25 protein-coding genes are annotated in these 21,832 nt (G+C 60.5%); 16 read left to right on the plus strand and 9 right to left on the minus strand.

Annotated features, from left to right (window positions below; genetic code table 11):
* The first annotated feature begins 41 nt into the window (after nt 1–41).
* Both SERAS12_RS04355 and SERAS12_RS04360 read left to right on the plus strand, forming a co-directional pair.
* Complete coding sequence (locus tag SERAS12_RS04355; RefSeq protein ID WP_013811607.1) at nt 42–1,265, plus strand: MFS transporter; 1,224 nt, start codon at nt 42–44, stop codon at nt 1,263–1,265.
* A gap of 5 nt (nt 1,266–1,270) precedes the next feature.
* Nucleotides 1,271–2,155, plus strand: a complete 885-nt coding sequence (locus SERAS12_RS04360) for a siderophore-interacting protein (protein ID WP_013811608.1) — start codon at nt 1,271–1,273, stop codon at nt 2,153–2,155.
* Here SERAS12_RS04360 and hpxZ read toward each other — a convergent pair.
* The 4 genes from hpxZ to SERAS12_RS04380 are packed head-to-tail and all read right to left on the minus strand — an operon-like array spanning nt 2,136 to nt 5,743.
* Nucleotides 2,136–2,540, minus strand: coding sequence for an oxalurate catabolism protein HpxZ (gene hpxZ, locus SERAS12_RS04365; RefSeq protein WP_013811609.1), 405 nt, complete (start codon nt 2,538–2,540; stop codon nt 2,136–2,138). The two genes, SERAS12_RS04360 and hpxZ, sit on opposite strands and share 20 nt — an antisense overlap.
* A gap of 3 nt (nt 2,541–2,543) precedes the next feature.
* Nucleotides 2,544–3,944, minus strand: a complete 1,401-nt coding sequence (locus SERAS12_RS04370) for an AtzE family amidohydrolase (RefSeq protein ID WP_013811610.1) — start codon at nt 3,942–3,944, stop codon at nt 2,544–2,546.
* Entirely contained in the window at nt 3,941–4,132 is a 192-nt protein-coding gene (gene hpxX, locus SERAS12_RS04375) for an oxalurate catabolism protein HpxX (RefSeq protein WP_013811611.1), read from the minus strand. Before hpxX ends, SERAS12_RS04370 begins: the two co-directional genes overlap by 4 nt.
* Before the next feature lie 24 nt (nt 4,133–4,156).
* On the minus strand, nt 4,157–5,743 hold the full coding sequence (locus SERAS12_RS04380) for a gamma-glutamyltransferase family protein (protein ID WP_013811612.1): 1,587 nt from the start codon (nt 5,741–5,743) through the stop codon (nt 4,157–4,159).
* 144 nt (nt 5,744–5,887) lie between these two features.
* Here SERAS12_RS04380 and SERAS12_RS04385 point away from each other — a divergent pair, with 144 nt between their 5' ends.
* The 10 genes from SERAS12_RS04385 (at nt 5,888) to SERAS12_RS04430 (ending at nt 14,595) form a co-directional block, all read left to right on the plus strand.
* A complete protein-coding gene (locus SERAS12_RS04385) occupies nt 5,888–6,727 on the plus strand; it encodes a MurR/RpiR family transcriptional regulator (RefSeq protein WP_013811613.1) in 840 nt (279 codons plus the stop codon).
* A gap of 219 nt (nt 6,728–6,946) precedes the next feature.
* Nucleotides 6,947–7,738: a transporter substrate-binding domain-containing protein gene (locus tag SERAS12_RS04390; RefSeq protein WP_013811614.1), complete on the plus strand. Its 792-nt coding sequence runs from the start codon at nt 6,947–6,949 to the stop codon at nt 7,736–7,738.
* A 12-nt stretch (nt 7,739–7,750) separates the two neighbouring features.
* Nucleotides 7,751–8,416: an amino acid ABC transporter permease gene (locus SERAS12_RS04395; RefSeq protein WP_004949021.1), complete on the plus strand. Its 666-nt coding sequence runs from the start codon at nt 7,751–7,753 to the stop codon at nt 8,414–8,416.
* A complete protein-coding gene (locus tag SERAS12_RS04400; protein WP_013811615.1) occupies nt 8,416–9,072 on the plus strand; it encodes an amino acid ABC transporter permease in 657 nt (218 codons plus the stop codon). Before SERAS12_RS04395 ends, SERAS12_RS04400 begins: the two co-directional genes overlap by 1 nt.
* A complete protein-coding gene (locus SERAS12_RS04405) occupies nt 9,053–9,796 on the plus strand; it encodes an amino acid ABC transporter ATP-binding protein (protein WP_013811616.1) in 744 nt (247 codons plus the stop codon). Before SERAS12_RS04400 ends, SERAS12_RS04405 begins: the two co-directional genes overlap by 20 nt.
* A gap of 46 nt (nt 9,797–9,842) precedes the next feature.
* The gene (locus SERAS12_RS04410) at nt 9,843–11,084 is read left to right on the plus strand and encodes an alanine--glyoxylate aminotransferase family protein (protein WP_006323784.1); all 1,242 of its coding nucleotides are present in this window, start codon (nt 9,843–9,845) and stop codon (nt 11,082–11,084) included.
* On the plus strand, nt 11,084–12,340 hold the full coding sequence (gene hpxK / locus SERAS12_RS04415; protein ID WP_013811617.1) for an allantoate amidohydrolase: 1,257 nt from the start codon (nt 11,084–11,086) through the stop codon (nt 12,338–12,340). The genes SERAS12_RS04410 and hpxK overlap by 1 nt, the downstream gene beginning before the upstream one ends.
* A complete protein-coding gene (uraD, locus tag SERAS12_RS04420; protein WP_013811618.1) occupies nt 12,340–12,840 on the plus strand; it encodes a 2-oxo-4-hydroxy-4-carboxy-5-ureidoimidazoline decarboxylase in 501 nt (166 codons plus the stop codon). The genes hpxK and uraD overlap by 1 nt, the downstream gene beginning before the upstream one ends.
* The gene (uraH, locus tag SERAS12_RS04425; protein ID WP_013811619.1) at nt 12,833–13,168 is read left to right on the plus strand and encodes a hydroxyisourate hydrolase; all 336 of its coding nucleotides are present in this window, start codon (nt 12,833–12,835) and stop codon (nt 13,166–13,168) included. Before uraD ends, uraH begins: the two co-directional genes overlap by 8 nt.
* Before the next feature lie 74 nt (nt 13,169–13,242).
* Nucleotides 13,243–14,595 carry a nucleobase:cation symporter-2 family protein gene (locus tag SERAS12_RS04430; RefSeq protein ID WP_013811620.1) on the plus strand — a complete coding sequence of 451 codons (1,353 nt, stop codon included), beginning with the start codon at nt 13,243–13,245 and terminating at the stop codon, nt 14,593–14,595.
* A gap of 42 nt (nt 14,596–14,637) precedes the next feature.
* Here SERAS12_RS04430 and SERAS12_RS04435 read toward each other — a convergent pair whose 3' ends face one another.
* Both SERAS12_RS04435 and SERAS12_RS04440 read right to left on the minus strand, forming a co-directional pair.
* Nucleotides 14,638–15,411, minus strand: coding sequence for an amidohydrolase (locus SERAS12_RS04435; RefSeq protein WP_013811621.1), 774 nt, complete (start codon nt 15,409–15,411; stop codon nt 14,638–14,640).
* Entirely contained in the window at nt 15,399–16,559 is a 1,161-nt protein-coding gene (locus SERAS12_RS04440) for a pyridoxal phosphate-dependent aminotransferase (RefSeq protein WP_013811622.1), read from the minus strand. The genes SERAS12_RS04435 and SERAS12_RS04440 overlap by 13 nt, the downstream gene beginning before the upstream one ends.
* 162 nt (nt 16,560–16,721) lie before the next feature.
* On the opposite strand from SERAS12_RS04440, the gene SERAS12_RS04445 reads away from it, so the two are divergent.
* Genes SERAS12_RS04445 through SERAS12_RS04455 form a run of 3 tightly spaced genes read left to right on the plus strand, consistent with a single transcriptional unit; the run spans nt 16,722 to nt 18,561 of the window.
* Entirely contained in the window at nt 16,722–17,336 is a 615-nt protein-coding gene (locus SERAS12_RS04445; protein ID WP_013811623.1) for a methylthioribulose 1-phosphate dehydratase, read from the plus strand.
* The gene (mtnC, locus tag SERAS12_RS04450; protein WP_013811624.1) at nt 17,333–18,022 is read left to right on the plus strand and encodes an acireductone synthase; all 690 of its coding nucleotides are present in this window, start codon (nt 17,333–17,335) and stop codon (nt 18,020–18,022) included. Before SERAS12_RS04445 ends, mtnC begins: the two co-directional genes overlap by 4 nt.
* Entirely contained in the window at nt 18,019–18,561 is a 543-nt protein-coding gene (locus SERAS12_RS04455; protein WP_013811625.1) for an acireductone dioxygenase, read from the plus strand. The genes mtnC and SERAS12_RS04455 overlap by 4 nt, the downstream gene beginning before the upstream one ends.
* A 35-nt stretch (nt 18,562–18,596) precedes the next feature.
* Here SERAS12_RS04455 and mtnA read toward each other — a convergent pair whose 3' ends face one another.
* The gene (gene mtnA, locus SERAS12_RS04460; protein ID WP_013811626.1) at nt 18,597–19,625 is read right to left on the minus strand and encodes an S-methyl-5-thioribose-1-phosphate isomerase; all 1,029 of its coding nucleotides are present in this window, start codon (nt 19,623–19,625) and stop codon (nt 18,597–18,599) included.
* A gap of 143 nt (nt 19,626–19,768) precedes the next feature.
* On the opposite strand from mtnA, the gene mtnK reads away from it, so the two are divergent.
* Nucleotides 19,769–20,968 (plus strand): S-methyl-5-thioribose kinase, encoded by a 1,200-nt coding sequence (gene mtnK, locus SERAS12_RS04465; RefSeq protein ID WP_013811627.1) that lies wholly within the window; start codon nt 19,769–19,771, stop codon nt 20,966–20,968.
* A 92-nt stretch (nt 20,969–21,060) separates the two neighbouring features.
* Here the strand turns inward: mtnK and SERAS12_RS04470 are convergent, their stop codons facing one another.
* Nucleotides 21,061–21,213, minus strand: coding sequence for a Hok/Gef family protein (locus SERAS12_RS04470; RefSeq protein WP_013811628.1), 153 nt, complete (start codon nt 21,211–21,213; stop codon nt 21,061–21,063).
* A gap of 448 nt (nt 21,214–21,661) precedes the next feature.
* Nucleotides 21,662–21,814, minus strand: coding sequence for a Hok/Gef family protein (locus SERAS12_RS04475; RefSeq protein ID WP_013811630.1), 153 nt, complete (start codon nt 21,812–21,814; stop codon nt 21,662–21,664).
* Nucleotides 21,815–21,832: the final 18 nt, after the last annotated feature.

A 21,832-nucleotide genomic window follows, 5' to 3' on the forward strand; every position in this document is an offset into this window, starting at 1 on the left:
TTCATAACCATATAATTTCATTAACGGTAACCTTACTTTTGATGAGTATTTCACCTCCCGCTAAATCACTCGCATCTGGGAATACGTCTCCTTCAAACTGGCCGTTGGCGCTGTGCGCCGGTCTGTTGGGCATCGGGCAAAACGGCCTGCTGGTGGCGTTGCCGGTGCTGGTCGGCATGACCCACTTGTCGCTTTCCGTCTGGGCCGGGCTATTGACGCTTGGCTCAATGCTGTTTCTGGTCGGCTCTCCCTGGTGGGGGCGACAGTCTGAAATTCGCGGCTGCAAGTTTGTCGTGACGATGGCGCTTGCCGGTTATTTGTTCAGCTTTGCTTTACTGGCGTTGGCCGTTTGGGGGCTGGCAGCCGGATGGCTTTCACCGATGGTGGGGCTGGGCGGCCTGATCCTAGCGCGCGTTATCTATGGGCTGACGGTGTCCGGCATGGTGCCCGCCAGCCAAACCTGGGCATTGCAGCGTGCCGGCTACGAACAGCGCATGTCGGCGCTGGCGACCATCAGCTCCGGGCTGAGCTGCGGGCGGTTGCTGGGCCCGCTGTGCGCCGCGCTGGCGTTGTCTCTCCATCCGATGGCTCCGCTGTGGCTGATGGCCATTGCGCCATTAATCGCCTTGCTGGTGGTGTGCCGCCAGCATAACGATCCGCCCTTGCCGCCGGTGGCGCAGCAGCAAAATCGCCTGCGTCTCACTATGGTGCCTTATCTGCTTTGCGCGCTGTTGCTGGCGGCATCGGTCAGTCTGATGCAGCTTGGCCTGGCGCCGCATCTGACCCGTTTGTTCAACCACTCTGCCACGACCGTCAGCCACCATGTGGCCGTATTGCTCAGCGTAGCGGCGGCCTGTACGCTGCTGGCGCAGTTCCTGGTGGTGCGTCCGCAGCGATTCAGCGCGCCGCAATTGCTGTTGATTGCGGCGGTATTGATGGTGACGGGATTAGGGTTGATGTGCGCCCAACCGCTGGCGCTGTTCTATCTCGGCTGCGCGCTGGCTTCCTTCGGTGCGGCGATGGCGACGCCAGGTTATCAGTTGATGCTGAACGATAAATTATCCACCGGCAAAGGCGCCGGGGCTATCGCCACCAGCCATACGCTGGGCTACGGTCTGAGCGCGTTGATGGTGCCGGTGGTGGCAAGATTTTATGGCGAGTCACAGCTGATTGCAGCGGCTCTGACGATGGCCGTCCTGCTGGGCGGTATCAGCGGCTGGCTATGGTGCCGGCAGCGTATTCAGCTACATTCTGCGGGAGAGTAACAGACATGTCCGGCGCATCGAGTTACCGAATTTTTGATATCACACTGAAAGTAAAAGAAAATGTATCGCCTTCCTTGCTGCGCTGCGTTTTCGAAGGCCCGGATGTCCACCGCATGAAGCTGGAGGCGCCGGATCAGCGCATCAAACTGCTGTTCCCGGCCGACGATGGCCAGATCCCACGGCTGGAAAACAGCGACGATTGGTATCGCCACTATATGGCGATCCCGAAAGAGCAGCGCCCGATTATGCGGACCTACACGCTGCGAGCGCTGCGCACTGAACACAATCAGATGGACGTCGAGTTTGTGCTGCATGGCGTGAACGGCCCGGCCTCCGCCTGGGCGACCCATGCCAAACCGGGGGATGCCCTTCAGGCGGTGGCTCCCAATGCGGATTTTGACGGCGACAGCGGCGGCTACGAGTGGGCGCCGCCGACGCATCTGAGGCAGGCGTTGTTGATTGCCGATGAAACGGCGGTGCCGGCGGCGATGGGCATTCTGGAACAACTCGCGCAGCAGGCCAACCCACCGCAGGTGCAGGCGTTCTTTGAGGTGCCGCTGGCGAGCGATTGCCTGAATATGGACCGCTTCCCGTTCGCCGAGGTGTATTGGTTGCCGCGTGACGTCGGGCATCAGCAGATGCACGGCACGCTGCTGGTGGAATCGGTGCGCCAGCGGGTGACCATTCCTGAATCGGCGCGTGCGCAAGCGCAGTCGTTGACGGAAAACAGCCTGGGCGGCGAACTGCTTTGGGAGCGCGCAGAGGGCGCGAAGGGTTTCTATGCCTGGGTGGCGGCGGAGTCTTCTGCGGTGAAGGCGCTGCGTCGTTACTTGATCGGCGAGCGCGATCTGGACCGCTCTACCGTTAACTTTATGGCTTATTGGTGTTGAGTCGCGGCATCAAACTCACGTGCGCGGCCACGATGCGCCAGCCGCAGGCCAGCTTGACCCAGGTTTGCATCTGGCGGCCGACGCGTTCGCTGCCCGGGCGTCGAAATTCAGTGCTGGCAACCGCCATATCATCACCGTAGGTGGTAATGACGGTGTTCTCCAGGAGGCGATCCAACCCTTGCGACGGCCGTTGCCGACGGAAATCGCGGATCTGAACGATGCCGTACAGATTTTCCGTCGCGCCGTAGCGAACGGTACGCTCATCGTGCCAGAACAGCTCATCCAACACGTCAATGTCATTGCCGATCAGCGCCTGTTCATAGCGATAAAACGCGGCGTTCACCTCAGCCAGCACCGCCGGCCGGTCGATATATTCACTCTTCATTCATTAACCCTGTTTTGCCGGTAAGGAACAGTTCGCCACGCCGCGTTGCTCTAACGCATAGGCGGCACGCAGCGCCAGATCTTCACGCCACGGCGGGGCGATAAGTTGCAGGCCGATGGGCAACCCCGAGGCCGTTTTCAGCGGCACCGTCACCACCGGCAGGCCAAGGAACGAAATCGGCTGCGTCAGCATGCCCATGCTGGCGCGGATCGGCAGATCGGTGCCGTTGATGCGCATCGTTTCCTGACCCAGGCGGGTAGCGCTGCACGGCGTTGCCGGGGCGATGAGAATATCCCAGTGTTCAAACAGCGGCAGCACTTGCTGTTGGAAATGGGCGCGGAAGCGCTGCGCCTGCACATACCAGGCTGCGGGCAGCATGGCGCCTGCCAACAGTCGCTCACGCGACAGCGGCTCAAAGCGTTCCGGCTGGCTGCGCAACTGCGGCAGATAGTGATTGCCCCCCTCGGCGGCGCTGATAATAAACGCTGCCGAACGCGCCAGTTCAGCCTGCGGCAGCTCAACCTCGGCGCAGGCCTCCAGCGCCATCGCGACCTGTTGCACGGCGGCTTTGGCGTCGTCATTGCACCACTGCTGGAAATAGCCTGCGAGCACCGCACAACGCAGCCCCTGCTGGCCGCGTGGCAGCAGCGATTCGGTTTGAGTGATCGGTTTTTCCGCCTGAAAGCGGTCTTCGATATCGGTGCCCTGCATCACGTCGTACACCGTCGCCAGATCCCGCACCCGGCGGGCGAAAGGCCCCACATGATCCAGGCTGGCGACAAAGGGTTGGCTGCCGCTGCGCGACAGGCGGCCGAAGGTCGGTTTCAGCCCGTAAATGCCGCACAGCGACGAGGGCACGCGGATCGAGCCGTTGGTGTCGCTGCCGAGCGAGAAGGTCACCAGCCCGGCGGCGACCGCGGCCGCCGAGCCGCCGGAAGATCCGCCGGCAATGCGCGTGGTGTCGTGCGGGTTGCGGGTTGCGCCGTAGTGGCTATTTTCGGTGGTAAAGCCGTAGGCGTAGGCATCCATGTTCAGCATGCCGGAGAGCAGCGCGCCTTGTGCCGCCAGTTTGCCCACTGCCCAGGCGTCTTGTTTGGCGGGCGCGCGGTCGCTGAACAGGCTGGCACCGGCCAGAGTGGTTTCGCCGGTGACGTCGAACAGATTTTTCACCGCGTAGGGGATGGCTGCCAGGCTCGGCAAGGTTTGCCCCTTGGCGCGGATGCGATCGAGGTGATCGGCTTCACTCAACATCCGCTCGCGGGTGATGTGGGTATAGGCGTTCAGTGAAGGGTTGAGCGTGTCGATATTTTCCAGCGTTTGCTGGGCTATCTCACGTGCGGAAATCGCCCCCTGTTTAAGGGCGGCGCGGATCTCGGCGATCGATAGTGCGCTTAATGGATTCATGCGCGATACACCCCGGCAATCTCCAGGCGTTGATCGAGCGGGAAGGCCATCAGCGGTTCCGCCATCGCGGCGATGCGGTTGAACTGAGTCAGCAGTTCCTGGCGGCGCGCGTCATCCATTTCCAGGACCAATATCGCCTCCATCTGGCTGATATAGGCCGCCCAGTCGGTGGCAGGCAGGTTGTTCATAAGTGTCCCCTGTTTAACATATGGCTAAAAGCCGGCGGCGCTGCCGTTGCTGCGCGGGTCAAAAGCGCCTTCCAGCATGCCGTTGGTATGACGAACGATGGCGCCGGCGTGGCCGACCGCCTCACTGAAATCGGGCAGCAACTCCACCTCATGGCCGCGCCGACGCAGATACTCCACGGTTTCTGCGCTGAAACGGCCCTCCAGCTTCAGGGAGTCCGAGCTTTCGCCCCAGGTGCGGCCGAGCAGCCAGCGCGGCGCGCTGATGGCCTGTTGCAGCGGTAACCCTTGCACCACGTGGCGGACAAATACCGCTGCCTGGGTTTGCGGCTGGCCGTCACCGCCCATAGATCCATAGACCAGGGTACGTCCGTCATACAGGCGTGCGGCGGCCGGGTTAAGGGTGTGGAACGGCTGTTTGCCTGGCGCCAGCGCCAGCAGGTGGGCGGCATCCAGGCTGAATGACGCACCGCGGTTTTGCCACAGCACGCCGCTGTGCGGCAGAACGACGCCGCTGCCGAATTCGTGATAAATGCTCTGAATAAAGGACACCGCCAGACCGCTGCTGTCCATCACCCCCATCCAAACGGTGTCGCCCGGGCCTTTACCTTTCCCCCAGGCGGCGGCCTGGTGGGGATCGATACGTTTGGCCAACGCATTCAAATGCTCGGCTTCCAGCAGGGCCTGCGGATCCTGCGTCATATGGCGGGGATCGGTGATGAATTGATCGCGCAGGCCGAAAGCCAGCTTGGTGGCCTCCACAATGCCGTGCACCACGGCGCCTTCGCTTTGGCCGGCGATCGGCAGCCGATCGGTCAGCCCGAGGATGGCCAACGACACCAAGCCCTGAGTGGGCGGCGTCAGGTTGAAGACTTCACCTTTCTGATGCTCCAGCCTCAGCGGCGTGCGGCGGCGTGGTCGGTAATCCGCCAGATCCTGCGCGGTGAGCGGCATGCCCAGCCGGGCCATATCCGCCGCCATGCTGTGCGCCAGCGGGCCGCGATAGAAGCTGTCTAACCCGCCTTCGGTCAGCGCTACCAGGGTATCTGCCAATTGCGGCTGGCAGAAACGTTGGCCGGCGTGAGGGATTTCCCCGTGCGGCAGGTAAGTGCGGGCAAAATGTTCCAGCTCCGCCAGCTCATGATACTTGCTGCGGGTGGCGGCTTCCTGCGAGGCGGTGACCGGAATGCCGTCCGCTGCATAGCGAATGGCGTCGGCCAACAGGCGTGGTAGTGGCAATTGTTCTCCGCCCAATTCGGCAGAGTAATCCAGCGCGGCCTGCCAGCCGCCGACGGTGCCGGCTACGGTCAGCGCCGCTTTCGGCCCTCGGTGTGGAATGTGGCTTTCACCGGCGTAGAAATCCAGCGTGGCCAGGGAGCCGGCCGCACCGCTGGCGTCAATCGCGACCGGATCGCCCTGCGGCGGAACAATCAGCCAGAAACCGTCGCCGCCCAGGCCGTTCATGTGCGGGTAAACCACCGCGATAGTGGCGGCCGCGGCGACCATCGCCTCAATGGCGTTACCGCCTTCGCGCAGGACCGCCAGCGCGCTTTCGCTGGCGAGGTGATGCGGTGTGACCGCCATACCCAATGGCGCGGTGTTGCTGTTAATCATTTCTTGGCCCTTTTTTGAGGTCAGCATCTGATTCAATACAAGCAAGAGCCGTTCCATATTTTTTCGGGGGACAATAATTGCTTGCCAGCGGGTGGATTGGCCGTGTTATGTTCCGCTGAAACGAACGTTACAGCCGGAGTGGCGATGAAGCAGATTGATGAACGCCTGCGCAGTGAATACCCACAGTTGACGCCGCAGGAACAGCGGGTGGCCGATTTTATCTTCGATCACTTCGATGACCTTATCAGCTACAACAGCGCCGAGCTGGCGCGCCTGAGCGGCGTTTCCAAGGCTACCGTCAGCCGTTTGTTCAAGCGACTGGGCTACCAAAGCTACCGCGAAATGCGCGACGAACTGCGTACCCTGCGCCAGAGCGGTATGCCGTTGACCGATAACCGCGATGCGGTGCAGGGCAACACCCTGCTGGCGCGCCACTACAAGCAGGAAATGGCCAATCTCACGCACTGGGTGAACCATATTGATGCAAACCAGTTCAACGCGGTGATCGCCGCGCTGGTCCAGGCGCGGCGGGTGGTATTGATGGGGTTTCGCAACAGCTATCCGGTGGCGATGCACCTGCGTCAGCAACTGATGCAGGTGCGCGAAAATGTGTTGCTGGTGCCACAGCCTGGGCAGACGCTGGCCGAAGAACTGGTCGATCTGAGTACGCAGGATGTGGCGGTGGTGGTGGCGTTTCGCCGTCGGCCGCGCCAGTTGCGGGCGTTGCTAACGCAATTGCAGGCCCAGCAGGTGCCGACGCTGCTGGTGTGCGAACCACAGGCGCAGGCGCTGATCCCGTTGGCGAACTGGCATCTGGCGGCGCCGCTTGACAGCGTTTCCGCCTTTGACAGCTACTCCGCCGCCATGAGCCTGGCTAACCTGCTCAGTAACGCTTTGCTGCACGAGACGTTGGCGCAAGGGCGGCAGCGCATTCATCAGATCGCTGACCTGTATAATGATTTGGACGAGCTGGAACAGCGCTGATCTCAGCGCTATTTTGGTGCTTTTGCACTTTGATGGTGCGCTTTTTTCCCCACGTTATGCCTTTCCTCCGCCGCTGCAGCGGCAGGGGAAATCCCCTCCTGATGCCTTAACCTACGGGCAATAAAGCAGAACGCTCCCCGCGCAGCTGATTGGCACATTAGTTGCAAAGTGATAATCAAAGAATCTTTTGTTTCATCACTTCACCATCGGGGATAATCTATGAACTTCAAGAAAATCGGGGTAGCGACATTGGGTGCGGTTTTGCTGATGGCGCAGGCCGCCTCGGCGATGGCGGATCAATTACAGGAAATCCAGCAGCGCGGCGTGCTGCGAGTGGCGGTGCCGCAGGACTTCCCGCCGTTTGGCTCCGTGGGCACCGATCTGCAACCGCAAGGTTATGACATCGATATGGCGCATTATCTGGCCGACAAGATGAAACTTAAGTTGCAGTTGGTGCCGGTCACCAGCGCCAACCGCGTGCCTTATCTGCAAACCAACAAGGTTGATCTGGTGATCTCCAGTCTGGGCAAAAACCCGGAACGCGAGAAGACGATTGCGTTTAGCCGTGCCTATGCACCCTTCTTCCTCGGGGTCTTCGGGCCGAAAGAGGCGGCACTGGGTGATGCCACACAGCTGGACGGCAAAACCGTCGGCGTGACGCGCGGTGCGGTCGAAGACATGGTGCTGAGCGATACCGCACCGAAGGGCGCGCAGATCAAGCGCTATGAGGATAACAACACCACGCTGTCGGCCTATCTGTCCGGCCAGGTGCAGTACATCGCCACCGGCAACCTGGTGGTGAGCGCCATCGCGCGGCAGAACCCGACCAAAGCGCCGGTCGCCAAGTTTATGCTGAAAGACTCGCCGTGCTTCGTCGGCCTGCGCCTGGGTGAACCGGCGTTGAAAGCGAAAGTGGATGAGCTGATTGAACAGGCATTGAAGGACAACACCCTGAACGGCCTGTCGGAAAAATGGCTGAAAGCGCCGCTGCCTGCCAACCTTGGTGCATAACGGGAGCGCCTGATGACCTATCAGCTGAATTTTCCCGCTCTGTGGCCTTATATGCCCGAACTGCTGGCCGGTCTGCTGACCACCATCGAGTTGACGGCGTTGGCCACCCTGATGGGCGTCGCGCTGGGGATTTGCGGCGCGGCGATCCGCAGCGGCAAGGCTAACCTGCTTAGCCATATTTGGGGCATTTACGTCGAGGTAGTGCGCAATACGCCGTTTGTGGTGCAGCTGTTCTTCATCGTGTTCGGCCTGCCGAGCCTGGGCTGGAAACTGACTGCCGGGCAGGCGGCGCTGTTGGCGATGGTGATCAACCTGGGCGCCTACAGCACCGAAATCATTCGCGCCGGTATTCAGGTGACGCCGAAAGGCCAGTGGGAAGCCGGGCGAGTGCTGGGGTTCAGCCGCAGCCAGACGTTTCTGCGCATTGTGCTGCCGCCGTCGTTGCAGCGGATTTATCCGGCGCTGGTCAGTCAGTGCATTATCGTCATGCTGGGGTCATCGGTGGTGTCGCAGGTGTCGTTCGAAGAATTGACCTTCGCCGCCAACCTGATCCAGTCGCGCACTTTCCTCAGTTTTGAGGTGTATCTGGTGACGACGCTGTTTTATCTGCTGTTATCGGTATTGATGCGCCAGCTGTTGCTGGCCGCCGGACGGCGCTTTTTGGGGAGCCAGGGCTGATGCTGACTTTTACCGACTGGGACATTGTGCGCAATCTGTTGCTGGCGGCGCGCTGGACGTTGCTGCTGTCGCTGACGGCGTTCTTCGGCGGTACTCTGGTGACGCTGCCGCTGTTATTGCTGCGCCTGAGCAAGCGCAAGTGGGCGATGCGTTTTGTCCGCTTCTATTCCGAGCTGTTTCAGGGCACGCCGCTGCTGATGCAGCTGTTCCTGGCGTTCTTCGGCCTGGCGCTGTTCGGCATCGACGTCAGCCCCTGGACTGCTGCCGCGCTGGCGCTGACACTGTTCACCAGCGCTTTTCTGGTGGATATCTGGTCCGGCAGCATCGCCGCCCTGCCGAAAGGGCAGTGGGAAGCGTCGCGTTGCCTGGGGCTGAGCTTTGGCCAGACCCTGATGCGGGTGATTGTGCCGCAGGCGGTGCGTATCGCCATCGCGCCCACCGTCGGGTTTTCGGTGCAGGTGATCAAGGGCACCGCGTTGGCGTCGATCATCGGTTTTATCGAGCTGACCAAGGCTGGCACCATGCTGAACAACGTTACTTATCAGCCGTTTAAAGTGTTTGGCCTGGTCGCGCTGGGCTATTTCCTGATGTGTTACCCGCTGTCGCGTTACAGCCATTATCTGGAGAAGAAATTCCATGCCGCTCATCACAATTAATCAGGTTCAGAAATATTACGGCCAGAACCATGTGCTGAAGGGCGTGGATCTGGATATCGACATGGGCCAGGTGATTTCGATTATCGGCCGCAGCGGTTCAGGCAAGAGCACGCTGTTGCGCTGTATCAATGGACTGGAAGGGTATCAGGAAGGCAGCATCAAATTGGGCGGGATGACCATTACCGACCGCGATTTGCAGGCGCGTGAAATCAGCCGCTCCATCGGCATGGTATTTCAGAACTTTAATTTATTCCCGCACATGACCGCGCTGGAGAACGTGATGCTGGCGCCGCGCCGGGTGCTGAAAAAAAGCCCCGCCGAATGCCGCGAACTGGCGGAGGAGATGTTGAACAAGGTCGGACTGGGCGAGCGAATGCACTATTCACCGGCCAATCTTTCCGGCGGGCAGCAGCAGCGCGTGGCGATTGCCCGGGCGCTGGCGATGAACCCTAAGGTACTGCTGTGCGATGAAATTACCTCGGCGCTGGATCCTGAACTGGTGGGCGAGGTACTGAAGGTGCTGGAGCAACTGGCCAAAGAGGGTATGACGCTGATTCTGGTGACCCATGAAATGAACTTTGCTCGCGAGGTCGGTGACCGGGTGGTGTTTATGCACCAGGGCAAGGTTTGGGAGCAGGGCGACAGTCGCACGCTGTTCGCTAATCCGCAAACGCAGGAATTAAAACAGTTTATCGCTTCGGTCCGTGGGTTGACAGAGGCCTGATCGGGGCGAATGGGATAATAACTTATTAAGTTGATAAGGAATGAGCATGTTAGATATCACCCAGTTCGATCAGATTAATCCACCGGCTCGCCTGTTGATGGGGCCGGGGCCGATCAACGCCGATCCGCGCGTGCTGCGCGCCATGTCGAGCCAGCTGATCGGTCAGTACGATCCGGCGATGACCGGTTACATGAATCAGGTGATGGAGCTGTACCGTGCGCTGTTCCGCACCGAAAACCGCTGGACCATGCTGGTGGACGGCACTTCGCGTTCCGGTATTGAAGCCATGCTGATCTCCTCGATTCGCCCCGGCGACAAGGTGTTGGTGCCGGTGTTTGGCCGTTTCGGTCATTTGCTGTGCGAGATTGCCCGCCGCTGCCGTGCCGAGGTGCACACCATCGAGGTGCCCTGGGGCGAGGTGTTCAGCGCCGATCAGATTGAAGACGCGATCAAGAAGGTGCGCCCGCGCCTGCTGTTGACGGTGCAGGGCGATACGTCCACCACCCTGTTGCAGCCGCTGGAAGAATTGGGTGACATCTGCCGCCGTCACGGCGTGTTGTTCTACACCGACGCCACCGCCTCCTTCGCCGGCAACCCGCTGGAAACCGACGCCTGGGGGCTGGACGCGGTATCCGCCGGCCTGCAGAAATGCCTGGGCGGCCCGTCCGGCAGTTCGCCCGTTACCCTCAGTCCGCAGTTTGAAGAGATCGTCCGCCGCCGTAAGTGCGTGGAGCAGGGCATTCGCACGGCTGACCATGCCGACGGCGATGACGAGATGATCTACTCCAACTATTTCGATCTCGGCATGATCATGGATTACTGGGGCCCGGAGCGGCTGAACCACCATACCGAAGCCACCAGCATGTTGTTCGCCGCGCGTGAGTGCGCCCGGGTGATCCTGGAAGAAGGGCTGGAAAATACCATCGCCCGCCACAAACTGAACGGTGCGGCGATGCTGGCCGGCATTCAGGGCATGGGGCTGGAGGTGTTCGGCGATCTCGATAATCGCATGAACAACGTGCTGGGCGTGGTGATCCCGCAACAGGTCCACGGCGAGCAGGTGCGTCAGATGATGCTGAATGATTTCGCCATCGAGATCGGCACCTCGTTCGGCCCGCTACAGGGCAAGATCTGGCGTATCGGCACCATGGGTTACAACGCACGCAAAGACTGCGTGTTGCAGACCCTGACCGCGCTGGAGGCGGTACTGAACCGGCTGGGCTTCGCCAGCACGCAGGGCGAAGCCTTGCAGGCGGCCTGGAATACCTACGACGCCGGGATCCGCTGATGGCGGCGCTGTTAACCGCCCTGGAGGCGGAACAAGCGGCGGCTCGCGTTATGGCGCGCTGCGATGCTCTGGCGGCGATCAGCGCCACGCCGGGCCAGCTGACGCGGGTCTATCTGTCGTCGGAACATCGGCGCGCCAACCAACTGGTGGGCGACTGGATGCGTACCCTTGGCATGACTGTGCATCAGGACAGCGTCGGCAATATCTGCGGCCGTTACGAAGGCCAAACGCCAGGCGCACCGGCGCTGCTGCTGGGTTCGCATCTGGATACGGTGCGCAATGCCGGCCGCTATGACGGCATGCTCGGCGTACTGACCGCACTGGAAGTGGTGGCGCATCTGCATCGGCAGCAGCGGCGTTTGCCGGTGGCGGTGGAGGTGATTGGCTTCGCCGATGAAGAAGGCACCCGCTTTAGCGTTGCCTTATTGGGTAGCCGGGGTATCACCGGGCAGTGGCCTGCCGAGTGGCTGGAACGGACCGATGCCGAGGGGATCAGCATGGCGCAGGCGCTACGCGAGTTTGGGCTGGATCCGGCGGCGGTGGGTGAGGCTAAGCGTGCGCAACGTGATATCTGCGGCTATCTGGAGCTGCATATTGAGCAGGGGCCTTGCCTGGAAGCGGCCGATTTGGCGCTGGGGGTGGTGACGGCAATCAATGGCGCTCGCCGGCTCAACTGCACCTTTACCGGCGAGGCGGGCCATGCAGGCACCGTGCCGATGGGGCAACGTAAAGACGCGCTGGCGGCGGCGGCAGAATGGATGGTGGCAGTCGAGGCGATCACTTCGGCCTGCGATCCGCATCTGGTGGCCACCGTTGGCCGAATCGAAAGCCTGCCGGGAGCGGTCAACGTCATCCCCGGCGAGGTAAAACTGTCGCTCGACGTGCGCGGCCCGGATGATGGCCCTCTGGCCGAGCTGTTGACGCAATTGCTGGCACAGGCTGAGGCGATCTGCGCGCGTCGGGGGTTGAGTTTTGCCAGCGAAGAGTTTTACCGCATAAATGCAACAGCCTGTGATGCAAATTTGCAACAGCGTTGGCAGGACGGCGTGATGCAGGTACAAGGCCGCAGTATGGCGCTGCCGAGCGGCGCCGGGCACGATGCGATAGCCGTGGCGGCCTGCTGGCCGGTGGGTATGCTGTTTGTGCGCTGCGACCGCGGTATCAGCCACCATCCGGCTGAGGCTGTCACTCACGCCGATGTGGCGTTGGCGATTCAGGCCTACTGCCAGACGGTTGTCAGTTGGGAGGAAACCTGATGGATTTGCAAGCGTTTAACCGGCTGTCGCCGCGGGAAGTTGAGCGGTTGCTGCGCCCCTGCGTGGATATTCCGTCCTGGATCGCGGCGGTGATTGCCGCCCGGCCGTTCGCCGGCATTGATGCCGCACTGGCGTTTGCCCGGCAGGCGTCACAGCGCTGGCAGGAGGAGGACGTCAATCGGGCGTTGGCGCAGCATCCACGCATCGGTGAACGCGCCAACGGGACAGGCCGCGAGGCGCAGTTTTCCCAGCGAGAGCAGGCGGCAGTCAATACCGAGGACGCCGCGCTGACCGAAGCGCTGCTGGCAGGCAATCGGCGTTATGAAGCGCGATTTGGTCAGGTGTTTCTGATCCGCGCCGCCGGCCGCGATGGCCAGGCTATATTGCGTGAGCTGGAGCGCCGGTTGAATAACCATGCGGAGCAGGAACGGCGGGAAACCGCCGAACAGCTGCGCGAAATCGTGATGCTGCGTTTTAAGGAGTTACTGAGCGATGAGTAATATCAGCACCCATATTCTGGACACTTCACTCGGTAAACCCGCGGCAGACGTGCGGGTGTGGCTGGAGAGAGAGCACGACGGGCAGTGGCGGATGCAGGCCGAAAGCCATACCGATGCCGACGGCCGCGCGCGCGACCTGACGCCGGATGGCCTGACCGCCGGACATTACCGTCTGTATGCCGATCTCGGCGGCTATTTTGCCGCAGGCCGGCGCGACACGCTGTACGCCACGGCGATTATCGATTTTGTCGTCGGCGATGCGGCACAGCATTACCATTTACCTCTGTTAATCAGCCCCTATTCGTACTCGACCTACCGCGGCAGTTGATCTGATCCACTGACGTACCCTCGGGCGCGGCGTACCGCGCTCCCGGATTCAATCACCCAGTAAACGGGGGAAATATGGCTCTGTCTCAGGATAAGGGTGCGGCCTCGTGCTGCCCGGAAGATGAAAAACTGCCGCTGGGAAAAACCTTTGCTTTCGGCCTGCAGCATATTTTGACCATGTACGGTGGAATTATCGCGCCGCCCTTGATCATCGGTTCGGCGGCGGGTTTAGGCGCGCCGCAGATTGGCATGCTGGTGACGGCGGCGCTGTTTGTCAGCGGGCTGGCGACGTTGCTGCAAACCCTCGGCCTGCCCGGTCTGGGTTCACGCCTGCCGCTGGTGCAGGGCGTTTCCTTCGCCGGGGTGGCGACCATGGTGACCATCGTGACCGGGGACGGCGGGCTGCCTGCGGTATTCGGTGCGGTGATCGCCGCCTCGTTGGCGGGGCTGTTGATCGCGCCGTTTTTCTCGCAAATTATCCGCTTCTTCCCGCCGGTGGTGACCGGCACCGTGGTGACGGTGATCGGTCTGTCGTTGATGCCGGTGGCGGTGCGCTGGGCGATGGGCGGCAACGCCAAGGCGGCGGATTGGGGGGCGACCGGGAATATTGGCTTGGCCGCTTTCACGCTGGCGGTCATTTTGTTGCTCAATAAGATCGGTTCCCCGACGTTGAAGCGGTTGTCGGTACTGCTGGCGATGGCCTTAGGCTGCGTAGCGGCGGCGCTGGCGGGGAAAGTGAGCTTTGCCGCCGTGGGCAACGGGCCGTGGCTGGCCTTCCCCGAACCTTTCGCCTACGGTTGGCCAACCTTCGAGCTGAGCGCGATCCTGTCCATGCTGTTGATCGTGCTGGTGCTGTTGACGGAAACCACCGCCGGGCTGATGGCGGTGGGGGAAATTGTGGGTTCGCCGGTCAATTCGCGTCGTATCGCCAAGGGGCTGCGCGCCGATATGCTCTCCAGCGCGCTGTCGCCGGTATTTAACTCATTCCCGCAAAGCTCGTTTGCCCAGAATATCGGCCTGGTGGCGATCACCGGCGTGAAAAGCCGTTTTGTGGTCAGTGCCGGGGGCGCCATTCTGGTGCTGCTGGGGGTGTTGCCGGTTCTCGGGCGGCTGGTGGCCTGTATTCCGCCGCCGGTATTGGGCGGTGCCGGTGTGGTGCTGTTCGGTTCGGTGGCTGCCAGCGGCATTCGCACTCTGGCGAAGGTGGAGTATAAGGACAACATGAATCTGGTGGTGGTGGCGACGGCGATTGCCTTCGGCATGATCCCGATTGTGATGCCGACTTTTTACGATCAGTTCCCGAATTGGGTCCGCACTTTGCTGCATTCTGGCATTAGCGCGTCGTGTCTGGCGGCGCTGTTGCTGAATCTGTTGTTCAACCGGATCGATGCGGCAGAGAAAAATGCGACGGAGGAGGAGCTTTCCTGAAGAGAGCGGGCGCAGCGGACTGCGCCCGTAAGGATCAAAGGATCAATCGTGCCGCAGGAAGCTGTCGGCATCGCGCCAGGCCGGGAAAGCGCTGCGGTAACTCTGCAGGTTTTCCAGCGACAGTTCGGCGTCCAACCGTGCGGCGGCGCCCGGTTCCGCCTGCGCCAGCGTTTCCCCTTGCGGGCTGAGGATCAGGCTGTCGCCACTGTAGTTCAGCCCGTTGCCGTCTTCGCCAACGCGGTTGCAGCCGGCCACGTAGACCTGATTCTCAATGGCGCGTGCGGCCAGCAGCGTTTGCCAATGTTTGCTGCGCGGCGCCGGCCAGTTGGCGACGTACAGCGCCAGATCGTAATCCTGCTGGTAGCGGGACCACACCGGGAAGCGCAGGTCGTAACAGATCTGCGGCAGAATGCGCCAGCCGCGCCACTCGAAAATCTCGCGTTTTTTACCGGCGCGGTAATGCAGATGCTCGCCGGCCATGCGGAACAGGTGGCGCTTATCGTAAGCATGCACCCGGCCGTGAGGCTCGACCAACAGGAAACGGTTGACCGCGCCCTCGGCAGTTTTCAGCGCCACGCTGCCGCCGACCAGGGCGTTGCTTTTGCTGGCCCAGCCGTGCAGCCAGGCGATCACCTGTTGTTCCGGCAGCGCACTTTCCCCGGCGTCCATCGCGAAGCCGGTGGTGAACATTTCCGGCAGCACGATCAGATCTCGGCCGGTCAGCGGTGCCAGCAGCTCATCGAAATGGCGCAGGTTGGCTTCGCCGTCGCGCCAGACCAGCGGTTGCTGCAACAGGGTAATTTTTAAAGTCGACATAACCGCTCCGCAGCCGCATCCAGCGTGGCGTCCTGTTTAGCGAAGCACAGCCGGATCAATTTATGAGGGAAAGGATCGGCACAGAAGACCGACAGCGGAATGGCCGCCACGCCCACGTGCTCAGTTAACCAATGACAGAAAGCGACGTCATCCAAATCGGAGACCGCGCTGTAATCTGCCAGCAAGAAGTATGTACCTTCACAGGGTAAAATTTCCAGTCGGCTGTTTGACAGCGCCTGCACAAAGCGATCGCGCTTGGCGCGGTAAAACGCCGACAACTGTTGCCAATGCTCCGGCTCGCTGCGCAGCATATCCGCCAGCGCCAGCTGTGCCGGGGTGTTGACCGAGAAAGTCAGGTATTGATGCACTTTACGTACTTCGGCGCTCAGCGCGGCGGGGGCCACGCAGTAACCTACTTTCCAACCCGTCATGTGGAAGGTTTTGCCGAAAGAAGATACCGCAATGGCGCGTTGCCGCAGTTGCGGATGGGCCAGCACGCTGGCATGGCCGCCCTGGGCAAAGCAAATATGCTCATACACTTCGTCGCTCAGCACATAGATTTCGTGATCGCTAATGGCGTGCCACAGCTGTTGCATATCTTCTGCCTGCCAGGTGGTGGCAGACGGGTTGTGCGGCGTATTGAGGATCACCAACCGGGTACGCGGCGAAAGCAATTCGGCAAACTGCTGCCAGTCCACGCCGAATGCAGGCGGCTGTAGCGCAATGCGCTTCAATGTGCCGCCGGACAGCGTGACTGCCGGCGCATAGCTGTCGTAGCTCGGGTCGAAACAAATCACTTCATCGCCGGGGCGCACCAAGGCGCTGATGGCTGCGAACAGCGCTTCAGTGGCGCCGGCCGTCACCGTGACTTCGCTGGCGGCGTCCGGCAGCCAGCCGTACAGCCCGGCAGTTTTCTCGGCGATGGCTTCGCGCAATGGCGCAACACCGGTCATGGGGGCATATTGGTTGGCCCCCTGGTTGACGTGCCAGGCCAGGCGATCTTTCAGATAATCCGGGCCATCGAAATCGGGGAAGCCCTGCGACAGGTTGATCGCCTGATACTGCGCCGCCAGCGCACTCATCTGCGTGAAAATGGTGGTGCCCAGAGCGGGCAATTTACTGTCGGGAATCAATGCTGACGTGCTCATAGCAGGCTAATACTCCTGGCGCTTAGGTTGCCGTCAATATAACACGATGTTAGTATTTGGCAATCAAGACGCTTAGATGGCTAAATGAAGAAAAGATCTAACGATATAAGCAAATCATTCTAAGCTTCACCTGCTGGACGACCTTACTGACCGGGAAAAATAATGACAGAAAATCCGCAACTTACAGCGCTATTGGCTGCCTGCCACTGGATTGGCGAAAAGGGCTGGTGCCCGGCGACCGGCGGCAATATGTCGCTGCGTCTCGACGATCAACGTTGCCTGGTCACCGAGTCCGGCAAGGATAAGGGCAGCCTGACCGACGCGGACTTCCTGCTGGTGGAAACGACGAACAATCATGTGCCGAGTGGCCGCACGCCTTCGGCGGAAACCGGCTTGCATACCCTGATTTACCGGCTGTACCCGCAGATTGGTGCGGTGCTGCACACTCATTCGGTGAATGCGACCGTACTGTCGCGCGTTGAACGCAGCGATGGGCTGGTATTGCAGGGCTATGAAATGCAAAAATCGCTCGGCGGCCAGAGCAGCCATCTGGACAGCGTGATGATTCCCATTTTCGATAACGATCAGGATATTCCGCGGCTTGCGGCGCGCGTGGCGGCTTATGCCGAAGTGACGCCGCTGCAGTACGGTTTTCTGGTTCGTGGACACGGCCTGTATTGCTGGGGTCGCCAGGTCGCGGAAGCCCGTCGTCACCTTGAAGGGCTGGAATTCCTGTTCCAGTGCGAACTGCAACGCCGTTTACTGGAGGCTAAATGATCCGCGCCATCGTCACCGATATTGAAGGCACCACCAGCGATATTCGCTTCGTGCATCAGGTGTTGTTTCCTTATGCGCGCGAGCGGCTGGCGGAGTTTCTCCGTCAGCACGCTGCCGATGCCGAAGTGGCCGCACCGCTGGCCGCGCTGCGGCAGGAGATTGACCAGCCGCAGGCAGACATTGAGCAACTGATTGCCGCGCTGTACCGTTTTATGGATGAAGATCGCAAATCCACCGCGCTGAAGGCGCTGCAGGGCATCATTTGGCGCAGCGGCTACCAGAACGGTGATTTTCGCGGTCATCTGTACCCGGAAGTGGCTGGGCAACTGGCTGCCTGGCAGCAGCAAGGGTTGACACTGTACGTCTACTCTTCCGGCTCGGTGGAGGCGCAAAAGCTGCTGTTCGGCTACAGCGAGGCCGGGGATTTGCAGCCGCTGTTCAGCGGCTATTTCGATACCCACGTCGGTGCCAAGCGTGAAACCGCTTCGTACCGAAATATTGCCGCTGAAATCGGTATCGCACCCGACGAGCTGTTGTTCCTTTCCGATATTCATCAAGAGCTGGACGCCGCACGCGCCGCAGGCTGGCGCACTTGCCAGTTGATCCGCGACGACGCCGATGCGCAGAGTCGGCACCCGCAGGTTAACCGTTTTGATCAGATCGATTTAGGGGAGTTTGCCTCATGAGTGGATTGACCATTTTTAGCGATAAAGAGCCGCAGCAGCCAATATGGCAAAGCCAGGATGCCGAGGCCATTCAACGGCAACTGACGCAAATTGGCGTGCGCTTCGAGCGCTGGCAGGCGGATCGCGAACTGGGTGAAAACCCGGAGCCGGCGGCGGTGATTGCCGCCTATCAGCACGAGATTGATCGGCTGGTGGCGGAGAAGGGGTATCAGAGCTGGGATGTGATCAGCATGCGTCCGGATAATGCGCAACGCGAAGTCTTGCGCAGCAAATTTCTTTCCGAACATACGCACGGCGAAGATGAGGTGCGCTTCTTTGTGGCCGGCGCAGGGCTGTTCTGCCTGCATCTGGATGGCAAGATCTTCCAGATCCTGTGCGAGAAGAACGATCTGATCTCGGTACCGGCCAATACCCGTCACTGGTTCGATATGGGGTCGGCGCCCAACTTTACCGCGATCCGCGTCTTCGATAATCCGGAGGGGTGGGTCGCGCATTTCACCGGCGACAGGATCGCCGATGCCTATCCGCGCCTGGATTAACATTTAACGGGGCGGCTCTCGCGCCCCGTTATTGATTACCCCAGCGCCTGCTGGAAGATCCCGTCATTGACCTGTTGCGGCGTAATTACGCCGCTGTCGAACACCCAACCGCTAATCAGCGCCGCAGGCGTCACGTCAAACGCCGGGTTATAAACCGGGGCATCGGCAGGCGCCCACTGGCATGATCCGAAACTGCCGGAGACGCCGGTCACTTCAGTTGCGGCCCGTTGCTCAATCGGGATGGCTGCGCCGTTCGGGCAGTGCGGATCGTGGGTGGTGTGCGGGGCGGCCACGTAGAACGGAATGCGGTGATAGTGCGCCAACACCGCCAGGCTGTAAGTGCCAATCTTGTTGGCGACGTCGCCGTTGGCGGCAATGCGGTCTGCGCCAACCCACACGGCATCTACCTGGCCCTGCGCCATCAGGCTGGCGGCCATCGAATCGCAAATCAACCGGTAGGGAATGCCGAGCTCGCCCAGCTCCCAGGCGGTAAGGCGGCCGCCCTGCAGCAACGGACGGGTTTCGTCGACCCACACCTGTTGTACTTTCCCTTGCTGATGGGCGCGCAACAGCACCCCGATAGCCGTGCCGATACCGGCGGTCGCCAGGCCACCGGTATTGCAATGGGTCAGCAGGCGGCTGCCGGGCTGCACCAGTTCCGCGCCATGATCGGCGATCCGATCGCACAACTTGCGGTCCTCTTCCACCAATCGCAACGCTTCTTCCACCATCGCAGGCACCCACTGTGGTTGTGCCAGAGCCTGCTTCATGCGGTCCAGATTGTTCATCAGATTAACCGCCGTCGGGCGCGAGGCGCGTAAGGTGGCCAACGCTTGCTCCAGTTCTTCACGCGGCAGACCGCGTTCCGCCAGCAGCGCCAGCAACAGGCTGGCGGACAGGCCGATAAGCGGAGCGCCCCGTACCCGTAAGGTGAGGATGTGATCGACCAACTCTTCTACGGTGTCGCATGGGCGCCACTGTTTTTCCTGCGGTAAAGCCTGCTGATCGAGGATCCAAAGTCGGTTGTCACTCAGGGTCAAACTGGTGGTGTTAAGCGATTGCATCGGCAGTTAAATCCTTGTTGCGTTGTTATTGCATCTGAAAAGGTATTCTGCCAACATGCCATACGGATGTATAGACGTCCAAATGCTTTTACGTCTAAAAAATAACGTCGCTGTGTCAGTGAGAAAAATCAGAGGGGTTGGGAATGTCGCTTTATCGTACGTTTACTGCTGCCGATGCCGTTGAATATGCCCGCCAATACGGGCAGTTGGCCGATCCGCAGGCGCTGGTGAGCGCTGACGAGATTGGTGACGGCAACCTGAACCTGGTGTTCAAAATCCGCGATCGCGACGGCGTAAGCCGGGTGATCGTCAAACAGGCGTTGCCGTACGTACGCTGCGTGGGCGAATCCTGGCCGCTGACCCTGGATCGGGCGCGCATTGAAGCGGAAACCCTGTTGATCCACGGCGGCGTTTGCCCACGGCATACGGTGAAGGTGCTGCATCACGATCCTGAATTGGCGGTGATGGTGCAGGAGGATCTTTCCGATCACCATATCTGGCGCAACGAGCTGATCAAAGGCCACTATTACCCGTTGGCGGCCGGACAATTGGCGGAATATCTGGCGCAAACCCTGTTTCATACCTCCGATTTTTACCAGACGGCGCAACAAAAAAAGGCCGAGGTCAGCCGCTTCACCAACCCTGAGCTGTGCCAGATCACCGAAGATCTGTTCTTTACCGATCCCTATATCGATCACGAACGCAACCAGTTCGACGAGGCGTTGCTGCCGCAGGTGCGAGCGCTGCGTGACGATACCGCGCTGAGGCTGGCCGTGGCCGGGCTGAAACACCGTTTCCTCAGTAAGGCGGAAGCGCTGCTGCACGGCGATATTCACAGCGGCTCTATTTTTGTTGCGGAAGGCAAGCTGAAGGCGATAGATGCCGAGTTTGGTTTCTATGGCCCGATAGGTTTTGACGTCGGCAGCGCGTTGGGTAACCTGTTGCTGAATTACTGCGGTCTGCCTGGCCTGTTAGGGCCGCGCGATGCCGCTGCCGGGCGGGAGCAGCGCCTGCAGGACGTGCGTGAACTCTGGCTGATTTTTGCCGATCGCTTCCTGGCATTGTGCCACCAACAGACCCGTGAGATAGCGCTGGCGGTGCCGGGCTATGCCGAACAGTTCCTGCAGCAGGTGTGGACCGATGCCATAGGTTACTGCGGCAGCGAGCTGATTCGCCGCACTATCGGCCTGGCACACGTCGCCGATCTGGACAGCATCAGCGATGCCGAAATGCGCGCCGAATGCCAGCGCAGCGCCCTGAACCTGGGCCGTGCGCTGATCGTCAACGCGGCGCAGATTGAGCATATCGACGCACTGCTGGCGCGTATCCGCCAGAACGGCTAGGCGTTGTTTGGGCACCGCCGGCAGGAAGAGGGTGCTCATGGATCCTCTGTCTAACAACCAACGGGCGGGGCGAACCCCGCCGTTGGGTTGCCTTACCCTTCGGATTCGTAAGCCAAAATGGCCGCAACCTCCGTGTCTCCCAGTTTGATGCGCAGTTCACATAGCGAACCGCGGGTGATCAACATGAACGGAATCAGCGTCATGCAGATAATCATCAGCCTTGGAATGACCCGTTCTTGCTGCATTTCTGACCTCCTTATCCTTGCCTTCCGGCGGGTAAGAGGCTAACCTGATGTTGCTTAGACATTCAGAGTGGCCTCGGGTTGATAATATCGACTCGGGGCCTTTCTCTTTCTACCCTTCGTCTTTCAAGCTGCAGCGTTGTTGGCTGTATTTGCTCACCCCAGTCACTCACCAAAGTGAGCTCATGAGGATTCACGAATTTGCCGCCTGGCTGCAACATGAAATCCATTGGGTTAATCCGTTGCTTATGCCCCGGAAAGAAAGATCCAGAGCACCCGCTACGCAGTCTATCCGATTATTCCCGAAGTTAAATTAGTCGTTCTGGCAAGGCTGCGAGCTGCTGCGCATTTTGCCTATTTTGATCGAATGCGGGCTGGGAAAGGAAGAGGGTGCTCATGGATCCTCTGTCTAACAACCAACGGGCGGGGCGAACCCCGCCGTTGGGTTGCCTTACCTTTCGGATTCGTAAGCCAAAATGGCCGCAACCTCCGTGTCTCCCAGTTTGATGTGCAGTTCACATAGCGAACCGCGAGTGATCAACATGAGCGCAATCAGCGTCATGCAGATAATCATCAGCCTCAGAACGACCCGTTCTTGCTGCATTTCTGACCTCCTTATCCT

The organism is Serratia sp. AS12 (genome assembly GCF_000214195.1).
Classification (GTDB): domain Bacteria; phylum Pseudomonadota; class Gammaproteobacteria; order Enterobacterales; family Enterobacteriaceae; genus Serratia; species Serratia plymuthica.